Annotated in this window: 9 protein-coding genes and 1 pseudogene; 2 read left to right on the top strand and 8 right to left on the bottom strand. The window is 73.8% G+C overall.

All coding sequences use genetic code 11. The annotated features are described in order from the left end of the window. The first annotated feature begins 277 nt into the window (after positions 1–277). Positions 278–2,161, top strand: coding sequence for an MFS transporter (locus O7635_RS32770; RefSeq protein WP_278084364.1), 1,884 nt, complete (start codon positions 278–280; stop codon positions 2,159–2,161). A 214-nt stretch (positions 2,162–2,375) separates the two neighbouring features. Here the strand turns inward: O7635_RS32770 and O7635_RS32765 are convergent, their stop codons facing one another. Then, positions 2,376–3,170 (bottom strand): SDR family oxidoreductase, encoded by a 795-nt coding sequence (locus O7635_RS32765; protein ID WP_278084363.1) that lies wholly within the window; start codon positions 3,168–3,170, stop codon positions 2,376–2,378. 3 nt (positions 3,171–3,173) lie between these two features. After that, the gene (locus O7635_RS32760) at positions 3,174–4,157 is read right to left on the bottom strand and encodes an LLM class F420-dependent oxidoreductase (protein ID WP_278084362.1); all 984 of its coding nucleotides are present in this window, start codon (positions 4,155–4,157) and stop codon (positions 3,174–3,176) included. Between the two features lie 129 nt (positions 4,158–4,286). Between O7635_RS32760 and O7635_RS32755 the strand changes: the two genes are divergently transcribed. Beyond that, a complete protein-coding gene (locus O7635_RS32755; RefSeq protein ID WP_278084361.1) occupies positions 4,287–4,913 on the top strand; it encodes a DUF3159 domain-containing protein in 627 nt (208 codons plus the stop codon). 42 nt (positions 4,914–4,955) lie between these two features. Here O7635_RS32755 and O7635_RS32750 read toward each other — a convergent pair whose 3' ends face one another. The 6 genes and pseudogenes from O7635_RS32750 to O7635_RS32725 all read right to left on the bottom strand — a co-directional run bounded on the left by O7635_RS32750 (position 4,956) and on the right by O7635_RS32725 (position 15,308). Beyond that, positions 4,956–5,552: a cysteine hydrolase gene (locus O7635_RS32750; protein WP_278084360.1), complete on the bottom strand. Its 597-nt coding sequence runs from the start codon at positions 5,550–5,552 to the stop codon at positions 4,956–4,958. A 629-nt stretch (positions 5,553–6,181) separates the two neighbouring features. Continuing rightward, entirely contained in the window at positions 6,182–8,431 is a 2,250-nt protein-coding gene (locus tag O7635_RS32745; protein ID WP_278084359.1) for a transglutaminase domain-containing protein, read from the bottom strand. Then, complete coding sequence (locus tag O7635_RS32740) at positions 8,425–9,564, bottom strand: DUF58 domain-containing protein (protein ID WP_278084358.1); 1,140 nt, start codon at positions 9,562–9,564, stop codon at positions 8,425–8,427. The genes O7635_RS32745 and O7635_RS32740 overlap by 7 nt, the downstream gene beginning before the upstream one ends. Before the next feature lie 306 nt (positions 9,565–9,870). Then, positions 9,871–10,848, bottom strand: a pseudogene (locus tag O7635_RS32735) (MoxR family ATPase); the annotation flags it as partial. Between the two features lie 7 nt (positions 10,849–10,855). Continuing rightward, the gene (locus tag O7635_RS32730) at positions 10,856–13,483 is read right to left on the bottom strand and encodes a fibronectin type III domain-containing protein (protein ID WP_278085627.1); all 2,628 of its coding nucleotides are present in this window, start codon (positions 13,481–13,483) and stop codon (positions 10,856–10,858) included. Between the two features lie 289 nt (positions 13,484–13,772). Then, positions 13,773–15,308 carry a tetratricopeptide repeat protein gene (locus O7635_RS32725; RefSeq protein WP_278084357.1) on the bottom strand — a complete coding sequence of 512 codons (1,536 nt, stop codon included), beginning with the start codon at positions 15,306–15,308 and terminating at the stop codon, positions 13,773–13,775. Positions 15,309–15,342 lie beyond the last annotated feature (34 nt).

Raw genomic sequence — 15,342 nt, 5'->3', positions numbered from 1 at the left:
TTCCTCCCCAGCGAGGGTGCGCCTCCGGCGGTTCCGTTCGGCGCTTCGTCACACTGAGCGTAGGGATCGACACTGCACGTGACAAGACTCACGTGAATATGGCACAGATAGCGACAACTGCCGATTGCAAGATGCGGGGTCTTGTGCTATGCCAGGTCGCCATTGGCCTGCTGGCCGCGAGCCACCTGGCTCATCGCCCGAGGTGCGACCCAGTTCACGCGGCACGCGTACGCCCGGCGGAATATGGTTAGTACAGCTAATGAGATGAGGCGGCGCGATGGCGATCCAGGTCCGGTCCGGCGGACGCGTACCGCACAAGTGGTCGGTGTTGTCGAACACCACCCTCGGCATGCTGATGGCGACGGTCAACGCGTCGATCCTGATCATCTCGCTGCCGGCGATCTTCCGCGGCATCCATCTCGACCCGCTCGCGCCGGGCAACGTCAGCTACCTGCTCTGGATGCTGATGGGCTACCTGCTGGTGACGGCGGTGCTCGTGGTGTCGCTCGGCCGGCTCGGCGACATGTTCGGACGCGTGCGGATATACAACGCCGGCTTCGCCGTGTTCGCGCTCGCCTCGGTGGCCTGCCTGCTGACGCCGGGCACCGGGCGCCTGGCCGCGCTGTGGCTGATCGGCTGGCGGATCGTCCAGGGCGTCGGCGGCGCCATGCTCATGGCCAACTCCGCCGCGATCATCACGGACACCTTTCCCGCATCCCAACGGGGTACGGCGCTCGGCGTCAACCAGGTGGCCGGGCTCGCCGGCAGCTTCGTCGGGCTGGTGCTGGGCGGCGTGCTGTCGGCGTGGCACTGGCGGTCGATCTTCGCGGTCAGCGCGCTGGTGGGCGTGGTCGGCGCCGGCTGGGCGTACCGGAACCTGCGTGAGACCGTCTCCCGCCGGCCGGGCGTGCGCATCGACTGGTGGGGCAACGCGACGCTGGCGGTGGGACTCACCGTGCTGCTGGCGGCGCTGACGTACGGCATCCAGCCGTACCGTGATCATGTCGAGGGTTGGGCCAATCCGCTCGTGTTCGGCGGCCTGACCGCGGGCGCGGTGCTGCTGGTCGCGTTCTGCGTGATCGAGACGCGGGTGGCGCAGCCGATGTTCCACCTGCGCCTGTTCACGATCCAGGCCTTCTGGGCGGGGAACGCGGCGGCCCTGTTCAACGCCGTCGCCCGCGGTGGTCTGCAGTTCATGCTGATCATCTGGCTGCAGGGGATCTGGCTGCCGCTGCGCGGGTACTCGTTCGAGGACACGCCACTGTGGGCCGGCATCTATCTCGTGCCGTTGACGATCGGCTTCATCGTGGCGGGTCCGGTGAGTGGCTACCTTTCGGACCGGTACGGCGCGAAACTGCTGGCGACCGGCGGCCTGGTGGTGATGGCGGCGACGTTCGTGGGGCTGCTGCTGATCCCGGTCAACTTCAGCTATCCGACGTTCGCGCTGCTGCTGTTCCTCAACGGCGTCGGCTCGGGCCTGTTCTCGGCGCCCAACACGACCGCGGTGATGAACGCGGTGCCGGCGGGGGAGCGCGGCGTCGCCTCGGGGATCCGGGCCACCTTCCAGAACGCGGGCATGGTGCTGTCGATCGGCGTGTTCTTCTCGCTGCTGATCGCGGGCCTGTCGTCGTCGTTGCCGGACGCGCTGCGGTCGGGCCTGACCGGGCAGGGCGTACCCCCGGACGCGGTTTCGTCGGTCGTCGCGGTGCCGCCGGTGTCGGTGATGTTCGCGGCGTTCCTGGGCACGAACCCGATCGGCACCCTCCTCGACCAGGCCGGGGTCACGGCACAGGTGCCGCCTTCGACGTTGGCCCACCTGACCGGGGGCACCTTCCTGCCGGGGGTCCTGAGCGGGCCGTTCCACGACGGCCTGATCGTGGTGTTCATCCTGGCGGCGGTGCTGGCGGCTGCGGGGGCGGTGGTTTCGCTGTTCCGTGGCGGGGTCTACATCCACGCGGATTCGACGGCGGGCGGGTCGAGCGACGGCCCGGTGGTCGGGCCGGATTCGTCAGTCGCGGCATCAAGCGGCACTGGCGCGGGCGGCGGTTCGCCGTCCGCCAACGGTCGGGCAGCTGTCGCCGGACCGTCGGGCGAGCGCCAGCGAGCAGGGAAGTCCCAGGTTGGCCGGCGGCCCGCGACCGGTCGCGAGGCATCGCAGTAGTTTTCTTGCGCTGGCGCCGACTTCGGTTTGCGGGCTGGCGGATGGCACCGGCCTCGACTCCCGTCGCGGTGGGCGGTGCCGGCTTTCCAGATTTCTTGCGAGGTCGCGTGAACCTTCTGCCCTCAGCTCGGTACTCATCCATGTGAGACCGACGAGCCGGCTTCGCGGTGTCGACGCCGGCGAGCTCGTGGGGTGGTGATGGACGGTGGTGTGGTCAGGCGGAGGAGGAGACGCGGCTGATGAGTTTGCGCATCGAGGCCAGCCAGCGGTCGGGGTTTTCGGACTTGCGCCGCTGATACGTCGCCACCTCGGGGTGGGGAAGGATCAGGAAGCGTTCGGCGGCGAGGCCGTCGATCACCGCGTCGGCGACCTCCTCGGCTGTCAGGACCGCGCCGGCGGCGGCGGTGACCTGGGCGCCGGCGTGGCCGCGGGCCAGGCCCTGCTCGAGCATGGGCGTGCTCACGCCCTGGGGGCACAGCGCGCTGACCCGGATGCCGCGGTCGCCGTAGGTCATCGACAGCCACTCGGCGAAGCCGACGGCGGCGTGCTTCGTCACCGCATAGGGGGCGTCGCCGACCGCCGTCAGCAGGCCGGCCGCGGAGCAGGTCTGCAACAAGTAGCCGGTGCCGCGGTCGAGCATCGAGGGGAGCACCGCCCGGGCGGCCACCACGTGGGCGTGCACGTTGATCGACCAGGCGCGGTCCCAGGTCTCGTCGGTCGTGTCGAGGCCGGTGCCGGTCGTGATGCCGGCGTTGGAGCAGAACAGGTCGACCGGGCCGAACGACTCCTCGGCCGCGTCGACCAGGGCGGCGACCTGGGCGGGGTCGGTGACGTCGCAACCGACGCCGCGGGCGTTGTCGATCGACGCCGCGAGCACCTCGACCGCCGTCGTGTCGAGGTCGGCGAGGAGCAGGCCGGCCGCGCCCTCGGCGGCGAAACGGCGGGCCAGGGCGGCGCCGATGCCGCCGGCCGCGCCTGTGATGACGACGACCTTGCCGCTCAGCTCCATCGCTCAGCCTCTCTCCACGGTGGACGGTGCACCCAACTCGCCGATCAGGGTGAACAGCGCCTCGGCGCCGCCGGCGGTGAGCTCCGGCGTGGGCAGTGGCGCCATGATCGGGGTGGTGACGCCGGCTTCGACGTACCGCATGATCTGCTCTTTGCACTGGTGGGGCGTGCCGTGGATGATCAGCGCGTCGACGAGCTCGTCCGGCACGGCGGCGAGCGCGCCGCGGCGGTCGCCGGCCGCCCACGCGGTCCAGACCGGGTCGAGCAGGTCGCTGTTGCCGAGCCAGCGGTGGAACTCCGCATAGGCCGGCACGGTCAGATAGCTCGTGATCATGCGGCGGCCGACGGCGCGGGCATGGTCGGCGTCGTCGGTCGGGCAGATGAAGATCCGGGCCGCGATCTCGAAGTTGGCCGGGCGATCGCCCAGCGCGCCGACCGCCTTCGACACGTCGGTGGCGGCCAGCCAGTTGAGGATCGTGCCGTCGGCCTCGGTCGCGGCCAGCCGCAGCATCGCCGGCCGCAGCGCGGCGAGCAAAATCGGCGGTGGCGTCGCGGGCGGGCGTTCGAGGCGGAAGCGGCGCACCGCGAACGTGTCGAACTCACCGTCGACCGTCTCTCCGGCGAGCGCGGGCCGCAGGAAGCGCAGCATGTCGCGGCTGCGCTTGTAGGGCTCCTTGAACGGCACCGCGTTCCAGTCACCGACGACGACCGGCGACGAGGCGCCGATGCCCAGCACGAACCGGCCCGGCGCGGTCTCGGCCAGCGCCGCCGCCGTCATCGCCAGCAGGCCGGGCCCGCGGGTGAAGACCGGGGTGACGGCGGTGCCGAGCCGCATCTTCGGCGTGGTGATCGCGCCGATGGTCAGCGGCGTGAACGCGTCGGTGCCGGCGACCTCCGAGGTCCAGAGGTCGGTGAAGCCGGCGTCGTGTAACAGCGCATAGAGCCGACCGTGGTCGGCCAACGGGATCCCGGCGAACGGGACCGTCATTCCCCAACGGTGGCTCACGTTTGAAGAACCTACCGGTTGTCGGGCCTGAGGTCGCGTACTGATTCTTATCGGCGACGGTCGCTTAGGTTAACCTAACCCCGGGTTTCCGGCTGCCGGTGGGGAGATGCGATGGCCGACGAGTCGCTCAACGACCTGCTCGGCGGCCGCCGCGGGGCGATCGAGGCGTCACTGCCGCCGCTCGCGTTCGGCGTCGGCTGGGCGGTGGCGGGCGGCTCGATCCTCGGCGGCGTGATCGCCGCGCTCGCCGTCGGCACCGCCGTCGCGGTGTGGCGGCTCTCCCGGGGTCACCGCCCGATGGCCGTGGTGATCAGCCTCTTCGGCGTGTGCCTGGCCGCCCTGATCGTGCTGCGCACGGGCCGCGCCGCCGACTTCTTCCTGCTGCAACTGCTCAGCAACGCGGCCAGCGCGCTGGCCTGGCTGGTCAGCATCGCCATCCGCTGGCCACTGCTCGGCGTCGTCGTCGGTTTCGCCCTGGGCCAGAAGACCCGGTGGCGCCGCGACCCGGCCCTGGTTCGGGCGTACGGCTGGGGGAGCGTCGTCTGGGTCATGCAGTACGTGGTCCGGGTGGCGGTGTTCCTGCCGCTGTACGCCGCCGACCGGGTGCTGGCCCTGACCGCGGCCCGGGTGGCGCTGACCTGGCCACTGGTCGCGGCCTGTGTGGCGGTCAGCTGGTGGGTGGTCCGCCGAACGCTCCCGCCGGGCCATCCCGGCCTACGCAACCCGGTCCCGGCCTAGAGGCCTTGGCCATTCCCGGCTTGGGGGCCCGGCCGTCCGCGATCAGACCGCCTTTTCGAGCATGTTGTGCAGCTCGGCCGTGTCGATCACGGTGCCGCGGCGGCCGAAGACCTTGTCGAGCAGGATCTCGTGCACGTCGGTGTCCGTGTCGGCGACACCGTCGGACAGGACGTAGACGCGGTAGTCCCGGTCGGCCGCGTCCATCACCGTCGAGAGGACGACGCCGCTGGTGCTGACGCCGGCGAGGACGACGGTGTTGACGCCGCGGGCGCGTAACCGTTGGTCGAGGTCGGTGGTCGACATGGCGCCGATGCGGACCTTGCGCACGACGATGTCGCCGTCCTGCGGTGCGAGGGCGTCGACGATCGCCGTGCTCGGGTCGTCGTCGGTCAGCGCCCGGCTTTCCGCGGCGGCCGCGAACCGGGCGTTCGTCGCCGGCACGCTGGCGTAGTCGTCGTCCGTGAACGCGACCCGCACGTACCCGATGACGCCCTCGTGGGCCCGGACGTCCGCGATCGCGTCGCGCACCCGGCCGACGAGCGCGTCGGCGTCCGGTAGCCGCCCGACGATCCCGTTCTGGAAATCCATCACCAGCAACGCGGTGCGTTTCGACTCGAACCCGTTCGACGGCGCTGGCATGTTGTTCTCCTTGCGCGTTGTGCGGCCGCGGTCCTCGTTGGCCAAGCTACCCGCCGGGCGGACCGGCTGCCGCACAACCCCTTTCCCGATGCGCTCCGTGGACGGCCTTACTGCGCAGGGTCGTTGTACTCCAGTCAGATCCGCACCAGCCGCCGCGCCCGGCCTTCGACGGCGCCCGGCCGTTGACCGCTGCGCCCGGCTTCGACCCGCCGGACCCCGGCCTTTGACCGCGGGACCGGGCCTTTGACGGCGCCCGGCCTTCGACCGCTGCGCCCGGCTTCGACCGCGGGACCCCGGCCTTTGATCGCGGGACCCGGCCTTCGACGGCGCCCGGCCTTCGACGGCGCCCGGCCTTCGACCTCCCCATGCCGGCCTTCGGCCGCCACCGGCGCATCGAGCCGGCCATTTGGAAGCGGGACGCGGGCGAAGCCCGGTCGGCGCCGTGGCGCGATGGGTCTGGGCATCGGCCACGGCGCGCCAGCCGGAGCGGCCGGCGGGCCTGGGGCGGCGTGCCGGGCTGCCGGCGCACGGCGCCGGCGCAAGGGGCGCCGGACGCCGGCGATGACCGGCGGGCGCCGTGGCGTGATTGGGTTTGGGCATCGGCGGCACCGGGGGAGCCGGTGCCGGCGTTACGGTCCGTCGCCGCGGTCGCGGGATCGCTGCCAGCGCAGCGGGCCTGGATGGAACGGCCACATCGCCCGGCGCCAGCGGGATTGAGTGGCACGCAGTCGGGCCGTGTAGGCGCGCGCCGCCGTCTCCGCCTCGTCGGCCTCGGCGTCGCCGGTCTGGGCCGGTGCGAAGGCGTCACGGTTGACCAGGTCGACGAGCGTCGCCAACTCCGGCGGCGGGTCGTCCCCGGCCACGAGCGGGGCGGCAGGATCTCGCGGGGAAACCGCCGGCCGGGCCGCGGCCGCCGCGTGCGCGGCCAGCTCCGTCGCCGACAGGTGCGCCGCGGCGGGTCGGCCCGCGAGCCGCAACGCGTCGCGCACCTCCAGCCAGGCCCCGGCCACCCGCTCACCCGGCGGGCCGGTCGCCAGCCGGCGCCGGCTCAGCCCGCGCCGCAGCACCACGAGCGCGCACATCGCCGCGAGCACGACGATCACCACACCGCTGCCGCCGATCGCGTACGCGGACGCCGCGCCCGAACCGCCCGGTGCGACCGCCGCGAGCGGGGTGGCGGTGGGGGACGCCGCGGGCTCGAGCGTCGGCAGCGGCGCCTCGGAGGGTGGCGGTGTCGGCGGCTCGGGTTTCGGTGGCTCCTGCTCCGGCGGCTCCGGCACCGTGTCGGGCTTCGGCAGCGGGTCGAACGGGACCCAGCCCACGTCGGTGAAGAAGACCTCGGGCCAGGCCTGGGCGTCGGCGCCGCGCACCGGGCCCGTGCCGGTGGCGCTGCGGAAGCCGACCACGATCCGGGTCGGCAGTCCCATCATACGGGCGAGCACGGCGTACGACGCGGCGAACTGTTCCGAGGTGCCCTCCCGTCCGCCGCCGTTGGCCGGGCCGAAGAGGAAGAACGCGAGATTGGGGTACGCGTGGCCGCTCGGCGCGTCGGCGACCAGCTTGTAGTGGGTGGCCAGATATTCCTCGATGCCCAGCGCCCGCTGGTAGGCGCCGCCGCCGGACTCCGTGGCGAGGCGGTCGGACAGCGCGCGGATCGGGTCGGGCGCGCCGGCGCCGAGCGCCAGCATCCGCGCGATGCCGTCTCCGAACGGCACCTCGGCGGCGGTGAGCAGGTTGAGGTCGGGTTGTTCGGCGAGCGACGACACCGAGTACGCCAGCCCGGGCCGCAACCCGTCCGGCTCGATCATGGTGCCGGTCGCCGGGTCGTAGGCCACCCGCACACCGTCCACTTGCGACGGTGTGGGGACGGCCGGGAGTAACCGCCCCGACAGGTCGCCGATCTCGATCCGTTGGCTCACCGGTGCGGCGGCGTTGCCGGGCAGCGTCGCCGGGGCGGGCAGCACCCGGCCCGCGCCCCGGTAGACCGCGCCGACCCGCCACGTGATCCCGTCGTAGTCGGAGAGCACCGCCAGCCGGATCCGGGTCGGCTCGGCGCGGTCGCTGCGCACGTCGAACAGCTTCTGGTCGGGGTTGAGCGCCCAGCCCGAGATGCGGATCAGCGGGTTCTCGTCGAGGCTGTCGACCTGCGGGGGCTGCACGTACTGCCGTGGGTCGACCGGTGTGGCCTCGACCCGCCCGGTGATCAGCGGTGCGGTCGCGGCGACGAGCGCGATCGCGGCGAGCGCGGCCAGCACCGCCCGGGTCTGGAGCGCGAGCCGGGTCGAGCGGGGGAGGTCCGCGTCGGGCGCGGCCGGCCGGCCGGTGACCGCGAGCCCTGCCGCCGCGGCGATGACGATCATCAGCGCGGGTACGAGCGCCGGCGCCGCGTTGGGTCCCACGACGTAGAGGGCGCCGGCGAAAAGGAGGACGGGTGGTCCGTACCCGATGAGCAGGCGGCCCCACCGCAGTCCGAGCTCGGCGCCCGCGAGGCCGGCGAGCCAGCCGGCGACCACGGGCACGATCACGGTGTCGGGCGTCGGCTCCACGGGGATCAGCGCGGTGAGCAGTCGCGGGATGCCGTTGCGGGCGGCCTCGACGACGAGGTCCCGCAGGGGCCCCGGGAGACCGGCGCGGTCGGCGGCCCACCAGAGCGCGCCGAGCGTGTAGCCGGCCATGCCGACCACGGACACCGGCGCCACCAGCCAGGACGGGGCGCGGCGGGCTGCGACGGAGACGAGCACCGCGCCCGCGCCGGCCCCGGCGACCAGCGGCACCAGGACCGCGCCGGCGTAGACGCGGCCGAGCGCCAGCGCCGCCGCCGCGATCATCACGACGAGCACGAGCGGCGGTACGGCCGACCGGGCGAACCGCATCACCATCCGCGGACACCGTCCCAGGCGGCCGCGAAGGCCTCGCCGTCGGTGGCGTCGAGGACGACCATGCCGTCGGCGGTGGACGGTGTGCCGCCGTCGCCGAAGACGGTCGCGACCACGGCGGCGTACGGGCCGCGGAGGGAGCCGATCAGCCCGAGGTCCCCGTGGGCGCGGGCACCGGCGCCGGTCAGGAAGATCACGGTGTCGCCGGCCCGTTGCTGACGGAGGCGGTCGGTGGCGGCCTTGAGGTCGCCGGCCACCAGCTCGGCCTCGGCGAGCCGGTCGAGCGGGTGCGACGCCGGGGCGGTTTCGCCGGCGACCAGCAGCAGGGTCACGTCGACGTCCTCGCGGGCCGCGGCGGTGACCACCGAGGCCGCCGCCTCACAGGCCGCCTCGAACGTGGGCGCCTCGCCGCCGCTGCGGTCGGGGTGGGCGGTCGTCCGGTTGTCGACGAGTACGACCAGTCGGGGCAGGCTGGTGTCGAGCTGCTCGCGGACCATCAGCTCGCCGACCCGCGCGCTGGTGCGCCAGTGGACACGGCGCAGCTCGTCGCCGACGACGTACTCCCGCAGCGAGTCGAACGTGATCGTGCCGTGCGGGACACTGTCGACCCGGCCGTCGAGGCTGCGCATCGCGCCGGCCGGCACGGCCGTGAGCGGATGGATCCGGGGATGCACCCACACGGTGCTGGCGCCGCCGTGCGACCGGGCCGCGGTGACCAGGCCGAGCGGGTCGCGCCGCGCCACCCGCAGCGGCCCGACCGGCACGACGCCCCGCCGGGTCGTCGGCACCGGATAGTCCACAGTGGTGTCCCGGCCGGGTCGCAGGCGCAGCACCGGCACGGGCACCGTGGCCGCGCCGCACCGGTCGTGCGCGACCAGGTTGGCGGCGCGGAGGCGGGCGCTGTTGCGGACGGTGAGCGTCACGCCGGCCGGCTCGCCGCGGCCGACCCGGTCGGGCTCGACGACCCGCGTCACCGACAGCCGCGGCCGCCAGGCGGCGTGCAGCACGGCGAACACGACCGCGACCAGCGCGGCCCCGCCGAGCGCGGCAAGCTCGGCATAGCCGAACCGCCAGCCGACGACGACCAACGCGACGCCGGCTGCGGCCAGCCCGAGTCCCCGGGCGGTCGGCCGCACGGATCAGCTCCCCGGCAGCGGCCGCAGCCCGCCGAACCCAAGCGCCGCCCGCCATCCCGCCCGGCGCCCGCCGCCGCCCTGCTGCCGGTAGCCAGCTGCGGGGGTATCGCCCGGTCCGGCCACGCCGCCCGCCGCGCCAGCCGGTCCGCCTCCGTAGGGGGTCATTCCGTAGCTGGCGTGGACGACCCCGTTCGACTGAGCCGGTGTCCCGTAGGTGGCCGTGGGCGCTGGCGCCGCGCGACCCGCCGCCGCCCGGCCGTTGCCCGCCGTCGCGCCGGGCGGCGAACCCGCCTTACCCCCGGAGCCACCCCCGGGCAGCGGAACCGGCACCGATCGCATCGCGTCCGCGAGCACCTCGTCGGCCGTCAGACCGCGTAGCTGCGCGTCCGGCGTCAGCAGGATCCGGTGGGCGAACACCGGCCCGAGCAACGCCTTGAGATCCTCCGGCAGGACGTAGCCGCGGCCCGCGATCAGGGCGTAGGCGCACGCCGCGCGGGTCAAGGCGATCACGCCCCGCGGGCTCACCCCCACCCGCACCTGCGGATGGGTCCGGGTTGCGGCGGCGAGGCGCACGGCGTAGGCGTAGAGCGGGTCCGCGATGTGCACCTGCTGCGCCATCCGGACCATCTCGCCGACCGTCGCCGTGTCGGTGACCGGCTCCAGTGCGTCCGGGGAGCGCAGCGTGGCGCCGCGGAGGACCTCGATCTCGACCGCCTCGTCCGGGTAGCCCACCGACAGCTTCATGAGGAAGCGGTCGAGTTGGGCCTCGGGTAGTCGGTAGGTGCCGTCCATCTCGACCGGGTTCTGCGTCGCGACGACGAGGAAGGGGCGGGGGACGCCGTGGCGTACGCCGTCGACCGTCACGGTGCGTTCTTCCATCACCTCGAGCAGCGCCGACTGGGTCTTGGGTGACGCCCGGTTGATCTCGTCGGCGATGACGATGTTGGCGAACACCGGGCCCGGGTGGAACTCGAAGCCGCGGGTCGCCTGGTTGAAGATCGTGACGCCGGAGACGTCGGAGGGCAGCAGGTCGGGCGTGAACTGGATGCGCCGCCACTGCCCGTGCACCGTCGACGCCAGCGCCCGGGCCAGCGTGGTCTTGCCGACGCCGGGCACGTCTTCGAGCAGCACGTGGCCCTGCGCGAACAGCGCCGTCAGTGTCAGCCGCACGACCTCGTCCTTGCCGAGCACGACCGCGCCTATCGCGTCGGCGAGCCGCCCGGCCAGGGCGGCGAAACCCTGGACGTGTCCGGGCGGCAACGGCTCCAGCTGTGGTGACGTCACGGCATCCTCACACGCACGTCGGCAGGCCGTTGATGTTGTCGCCGTTGTCGAGGTTGAACCAGGCGAACGGGATGTAGGTCGTGTCGCCCCTGAAGGTGATCTGCACCCACCAGGTGCTCGCCTTGTTGCCGTTGTATTGCACCGCCCGGATGTTGGTGCCGGTCTTCTTGCACCACGCCTGGAACCGGGTCCCGTTCTGCGCGGTGCCGGGGGACTCGCTCTGCACCTGGCGCGTGCCGGTGTAGATGCCGATGCCCGTGTCGCAGTAGGTGCCGCCGCTGTCGTTGCAGGTCACCACGCCGTTGACCGCGGTCGTGGTGGCGCTGCGGGCGGGCTGGTCGACCTGGCCGGCGGCGTTGCGGGCGGAGGCCACATAGGAATATGCGGTGCCGGCCCGCCACGCGTCGAGGGCGATGTCGCCGCAGGCCCGCCAGCCGGAGGGCACCGAGCGGCCGCCGTAGGAGATCGTCACCTGGCACTGGGTCGGGCTGCCGTTGGTGTTGACGGTCACCGGCACCGTGACCGTTGTCGACGTGACCCGGGCCGCGCCGAGCGTCACCGTCGGCTTGGCGATCGTCGTGGCCGTGTCGGTCGCCGCCGGACCCTCGCCGGCCTCGTTGCGCGCCGTCACCGAGACGGTGGCCGGCTGGCCCTCCGCCAGCCCCGTGATCTTGTAGCTGGTCTCCGGCGTACGCAGCGTCTGGCCGTTGACCTTGACCACGTATTCGAGGATCGGCCGCCCGTTGTCGGCCGGCGGCTGCCAGCTGACCGTGACCGTGCCGGGCTCGTTGGGCGCGACCGCCGCGATGCCCGCCGGCTGGCCGGGCACCGTGAACGGCACCACCGTGTCGCTCGCGGTCGACGGCTTCGACGCGGCGCCCTTGTCGCTGACGGCGACCACGGTGAACGCGTATTGCGTGCCGTATTCCAGCTCGCCCGCCGGCACGACCAGTTCGGTCTTGGCGGTCTCGCCGGCCGGCGCGGTGGCGCCGGCGGACGCGGCCGTCACCGAGTATTTCGCGATGCGGTTGCCCTGCCCGTCGGCCGCGGGCCAGCTGACCCGGACCGTGCCGTCGGGCCGGGCCTCGGCGGTCACGGCGGCCGGCGGGTCGGGCACCTCGGCGGTCGGCATCACGGGGTTGCTGCGCTTGGCCGGGCCGGCGCCCTTGCCGTTGACCGCGTGCACCGCGAACCGGTAGGTCTCGCCGTTGGTCAGCCCGCCGATCTCGACCGACCGCTGCCGCGCGCCGACCTCGAGCGGCTGCGGACCGCCCTCGACCACGTATTTCGTGATCGCGGAGCCGTTGGCGTCGGCCGCGCGCCAGCTCACCCGGGCCACCTTGTCACCGGCCGTCGCGGTCACCGCGCGCGGCGCGCCCGGCTTGCTGACGACGTCCTTCTTCGGCGGCGGCGGGAGCGGCGGATCCTTCGGCGGGTCGCCGCCCAGCACGTCGTCGGCGTATTTGTCGACCACCCGAACCTGGTGCTTGTCGTCGACGACCCGCGCGGTCGACGAGTTGGGGGCGTTGATGAACAGGTAGTTCTCGCGGACCTCGAGCTCGAGCGGCCCGTTGGCCCCCTTGACCTCGATCGTCTCCACCAGCTGGCCGCGCTCGTCGAAGACGTGCACGGTGCCCGAGCGCTCGTCGGCGCAGTAGAAGCGGCCCGCCCAGGCCACCGCCGGCCGCAGCTGAGCGCCCTGGCCCGGCACCACGAACCGGGAGACCGGCCCGCCCTCGCCGACCACCACGACGTGCCGGCCCTCGGCGACGGTCACCGGGACCCGGTCGCCGTTGGTGCGGGGCGGCACCGCGCCGGCGCCCGGCAGTTGCAGGATCACCTGGTGCTCGCGCTCGCCGCGGACGGTGGTCAGCGCGCCGGTCGTGCGGTCGAGCACCGCCACGCCGTCGTCGAGGGTGCTCACCGCGAGGTCGTGGCTCGGGTCGGCCACGGTCACGGTCTTGACCTGGGTGGGGCTGATGCCACCGCCGGACCCGCCGGGCTGGGAGACGCCGGCCAGCGCGGCGCCGCCGGTCGGCAGCGGATCGGCCGGCGCGCTCGGCAGCGGCGCGGGCGTGATCGCGGAAACGGTGCCCTCGCTCGGCACGGCCACCCACAGCCGCCCCGCGCCGTCGAACGTGCCGCCCGAGATGCCGGGCGGGTAGCGCACCGGCTCGCCGATCGGCACCAGCGACCGCGGGTCGAGCTGGCGGACCACGCCCTGCGGCGCGTCGACCACGAACGCCGCGTCGTCCTGCAGCGCGACGCTGACGCCGAGGCCCGACGTGGTGCGGGTGGTCGCCATGACCTGGAGCGTGGCCAGGTCGAGCGAGCTGATCTGGCCGGTGGTCAGGTCGCGGAGGATCAGGAAGCGGTCGGTCTGGGTCACCTGCATCGCGTGGTTGCGGGCCTGGGCGACCTCGACGCGGGTGTCGACCCGGCCGGTCAGCCCGTTGACCCGGGCCACCTCGCTCTTGGCCCGGCTCCACAACCAGGAGCTCGCGTCGTAGTTGGCCACCGCGTTGTCGGCGACGCCCAACCCGAGCACCGTGAAGCCCATCGCCGCCACGAGCGCGAGCACCACGCCGCCGGTCACCAGACCGCCGCGCGGGACACGCCGCCGCGGCTTGCCCAGCGCGGCGTCGAGCGCCTTGCCGAGATCTTCCGCGGCGCCGTCGCCGCCCGTCGTGGTGCCGTTGTCTGTGGTGGCCACAGCCGGCTGCCCCTCCCACCCCTGTGTGCGGCGACCCGGTCGCCTGGCGTTCCTCCCCGAAGCCAGGGGCCATCATATGGGTACGTCGATGGCGAAGTGGACCCGTCGTGGTCGGCTGTGGACAGTGCTCCGGTGCCCTGTGGACAACGGCGAACCAACCTCACGTCAACGCAGGTCAGTCCATTCGCGCGTACGCACCGTGTCTTGTGGATTACCGCGGAGCATCGGCCGTACGGTTGGTGCACACCTGACCGGACGCCGCGTACTTGTCGGTCGAATAGACCGCCACCACCGTGAAGCAGTAGTCCGCCTTGGTGCTCAGCCCGTTCGCCAGATATCGGGTCACACCGGGCTCGATCGTCGCCATCGCCCGCAACTGGGTGCCCGCCCGCCCCGCGGCGAGGATGAACGGCACCGTTCCCGCCGTCGGATCGGTCCAGGTGACCAGCAGCGCGTCGCCGTCCGCGCGTACCGCCAGGTCACTGGGGGGTTCACCGCCCAGCGCCGGCCCGCTCGGCACCGGCGCGCCCGCGCTGATGTCGGGCACCGCGCCCACCCGCGGCGGCTCGGTCTCCCGCCGGAACACCACGAACAGCACCACCAGCGCCAGCACGACCGCCGCGCCGGCGGCGACGAACGCGGCCACCGTCGCACTGCGCCCCCGCGCCCGCTCCCGCGCCGCGGCGGCAGCCATCGGACCATGCAGGGATACGGGCGCCACCTCGACCGCCGTCGCAGGAGAGGCGGCGGGCTCGTGGCGGTTTCCGAGAGCCGTGGGCAACCGATCGCCCGCCGGCGCCACCTCCCGCCCCCACGGCTCGGTGGCACCGGCCGGCGGCCCGCCGCCCCACGCGGCCCCGGCTGGCTTGGACGGTGGCGGTCCCCACGGCCCGGGCGGGCTCTCCGGGGTCGCGTTCGCGTCGAACCAGGCGGCCGGTGCTGCCTGCCCGCCCGGCGGCCGCTGCGTCGGCAGCGCCTGCGTCGGCGCCTCGATCGCGGCTCGGGCGGCGGCATCGGCCTGGCCAGGCGCGAAGACTCCGGGCGCCACCTCACGCCCCGGCCAGGCCGGAGCCCCCGTCGTGCTCGCGCCGGTGCGCTCGGCCGGCGGCGCCTGCGGCGGCCAACTCGTCGGCGGCCCGGCGGACGGCGCGAACCGCGGCGGCGCGTCTCGCGTCGCTTCGCCGAGATGCGTCGGTCGACCCTTGGGGCCGCGGCCAGCGGCGAACGGCGCGTCTCCGGATGGCGCGCCGAACGCCGGCCCACCGGGCGGCGGGGGCGCGACCGTCGGCTGGAGCGGGGGCAGCGGGGGCAGTTCCCCACCCGCGGACGACAGGTAGGCGGCCGCGGACCGGACCATGTGATGGTCTTCACCGAACGCGGCCGGCCCGTACGTCGTGACCCGGGTGAAGTTGCGGCGGGCCTCGTGGCGGTTGCCGAGCTCCTCGGCCACGGCGCCCAGGTCGTAGGAAAGGGCCAGCAGCAGCGGATCGGCTTCGCCGCGGTGCAGTTCGCCGGCGGCGAGGGCTTCCTCCAGGACCCGGCGCGCGGCGGTCGGGTCGTCGGCCTCGCGGTGCAGGGTGGCCAGGGCGTGTTGGCCGCCCAGCAGCTCCGGGTGGTCGTCGCCGAGCACCGGGCGGGCGGCGTCGACCGCGTCTTCGAGCATGGCGCGGGCCGTGGGCAGGTCGCCGGCGTCGCGCAGCGCCTGGGCCTGGCGGAGCGCGGCGGCGAGCGGGGAGGGCAGCGACACGCCAGACACTCTGCCCGTGCGGCGGCCCTGCGCG

This window comes from Asanoa sp. WMMD1127 (assembly GCF_029626225.1).
Taxonomy (GTDB): domain Bacteria; phylum Actinomycetota; class Actinomycetes; order Mycobacteriales; family Micromonosporaceae; genus Asanoa.
The sequence above is the reverse complement of the archived record's forward strand: the minus strand, read 5'-3'. Positions and strand labels throughout refer to the sequence as shown.

Coding starts and splice junctions, on each gene's coding strand:
- O7635_RS32750 (WP_278084360.1), bottom strand. CDS start 5,552: ATGCCAGCGCCGTCGAACGGGTTCGAGTCGAAACGCACCGCGTTGCTG.
- O7635_RS32770 (WP_278084364.1), top strand. CDS start 278: ATGGCGATCCAGGTCCGGTCCGGCGGACGCGTACCGCACAAGTGGTCG.
- O7635_RS32755 (WP_278084361.1), top strand. CDS start 4,287: ATGGCCGACGAGTCGCTCAACGACCTGCTCGGCGGCCGCCGCGGGGCG.
- O7635_RS32765 (WP_278084363.1), bottom strand. CDS start 3,170: ATGGAGCTGAGCGGCAAGGTCGTCGTCATCACAGGCGCGGCCGGCGGC.
- O7635_RS32745 (WP_278084359.1), bottom strand. CDS start 8,431: ATGGTGATGCGGTTCGCCCGGTCGGCCGTACCGCCGCTCGTGCTCGTC.
- O7635_RS32760 (WP_278084362.1), bottom strand. CDS start 4,157: ATGACGGTCCCGTTCGCCGGGATCCCGTTGGCCGACCACGGTCGGCTC.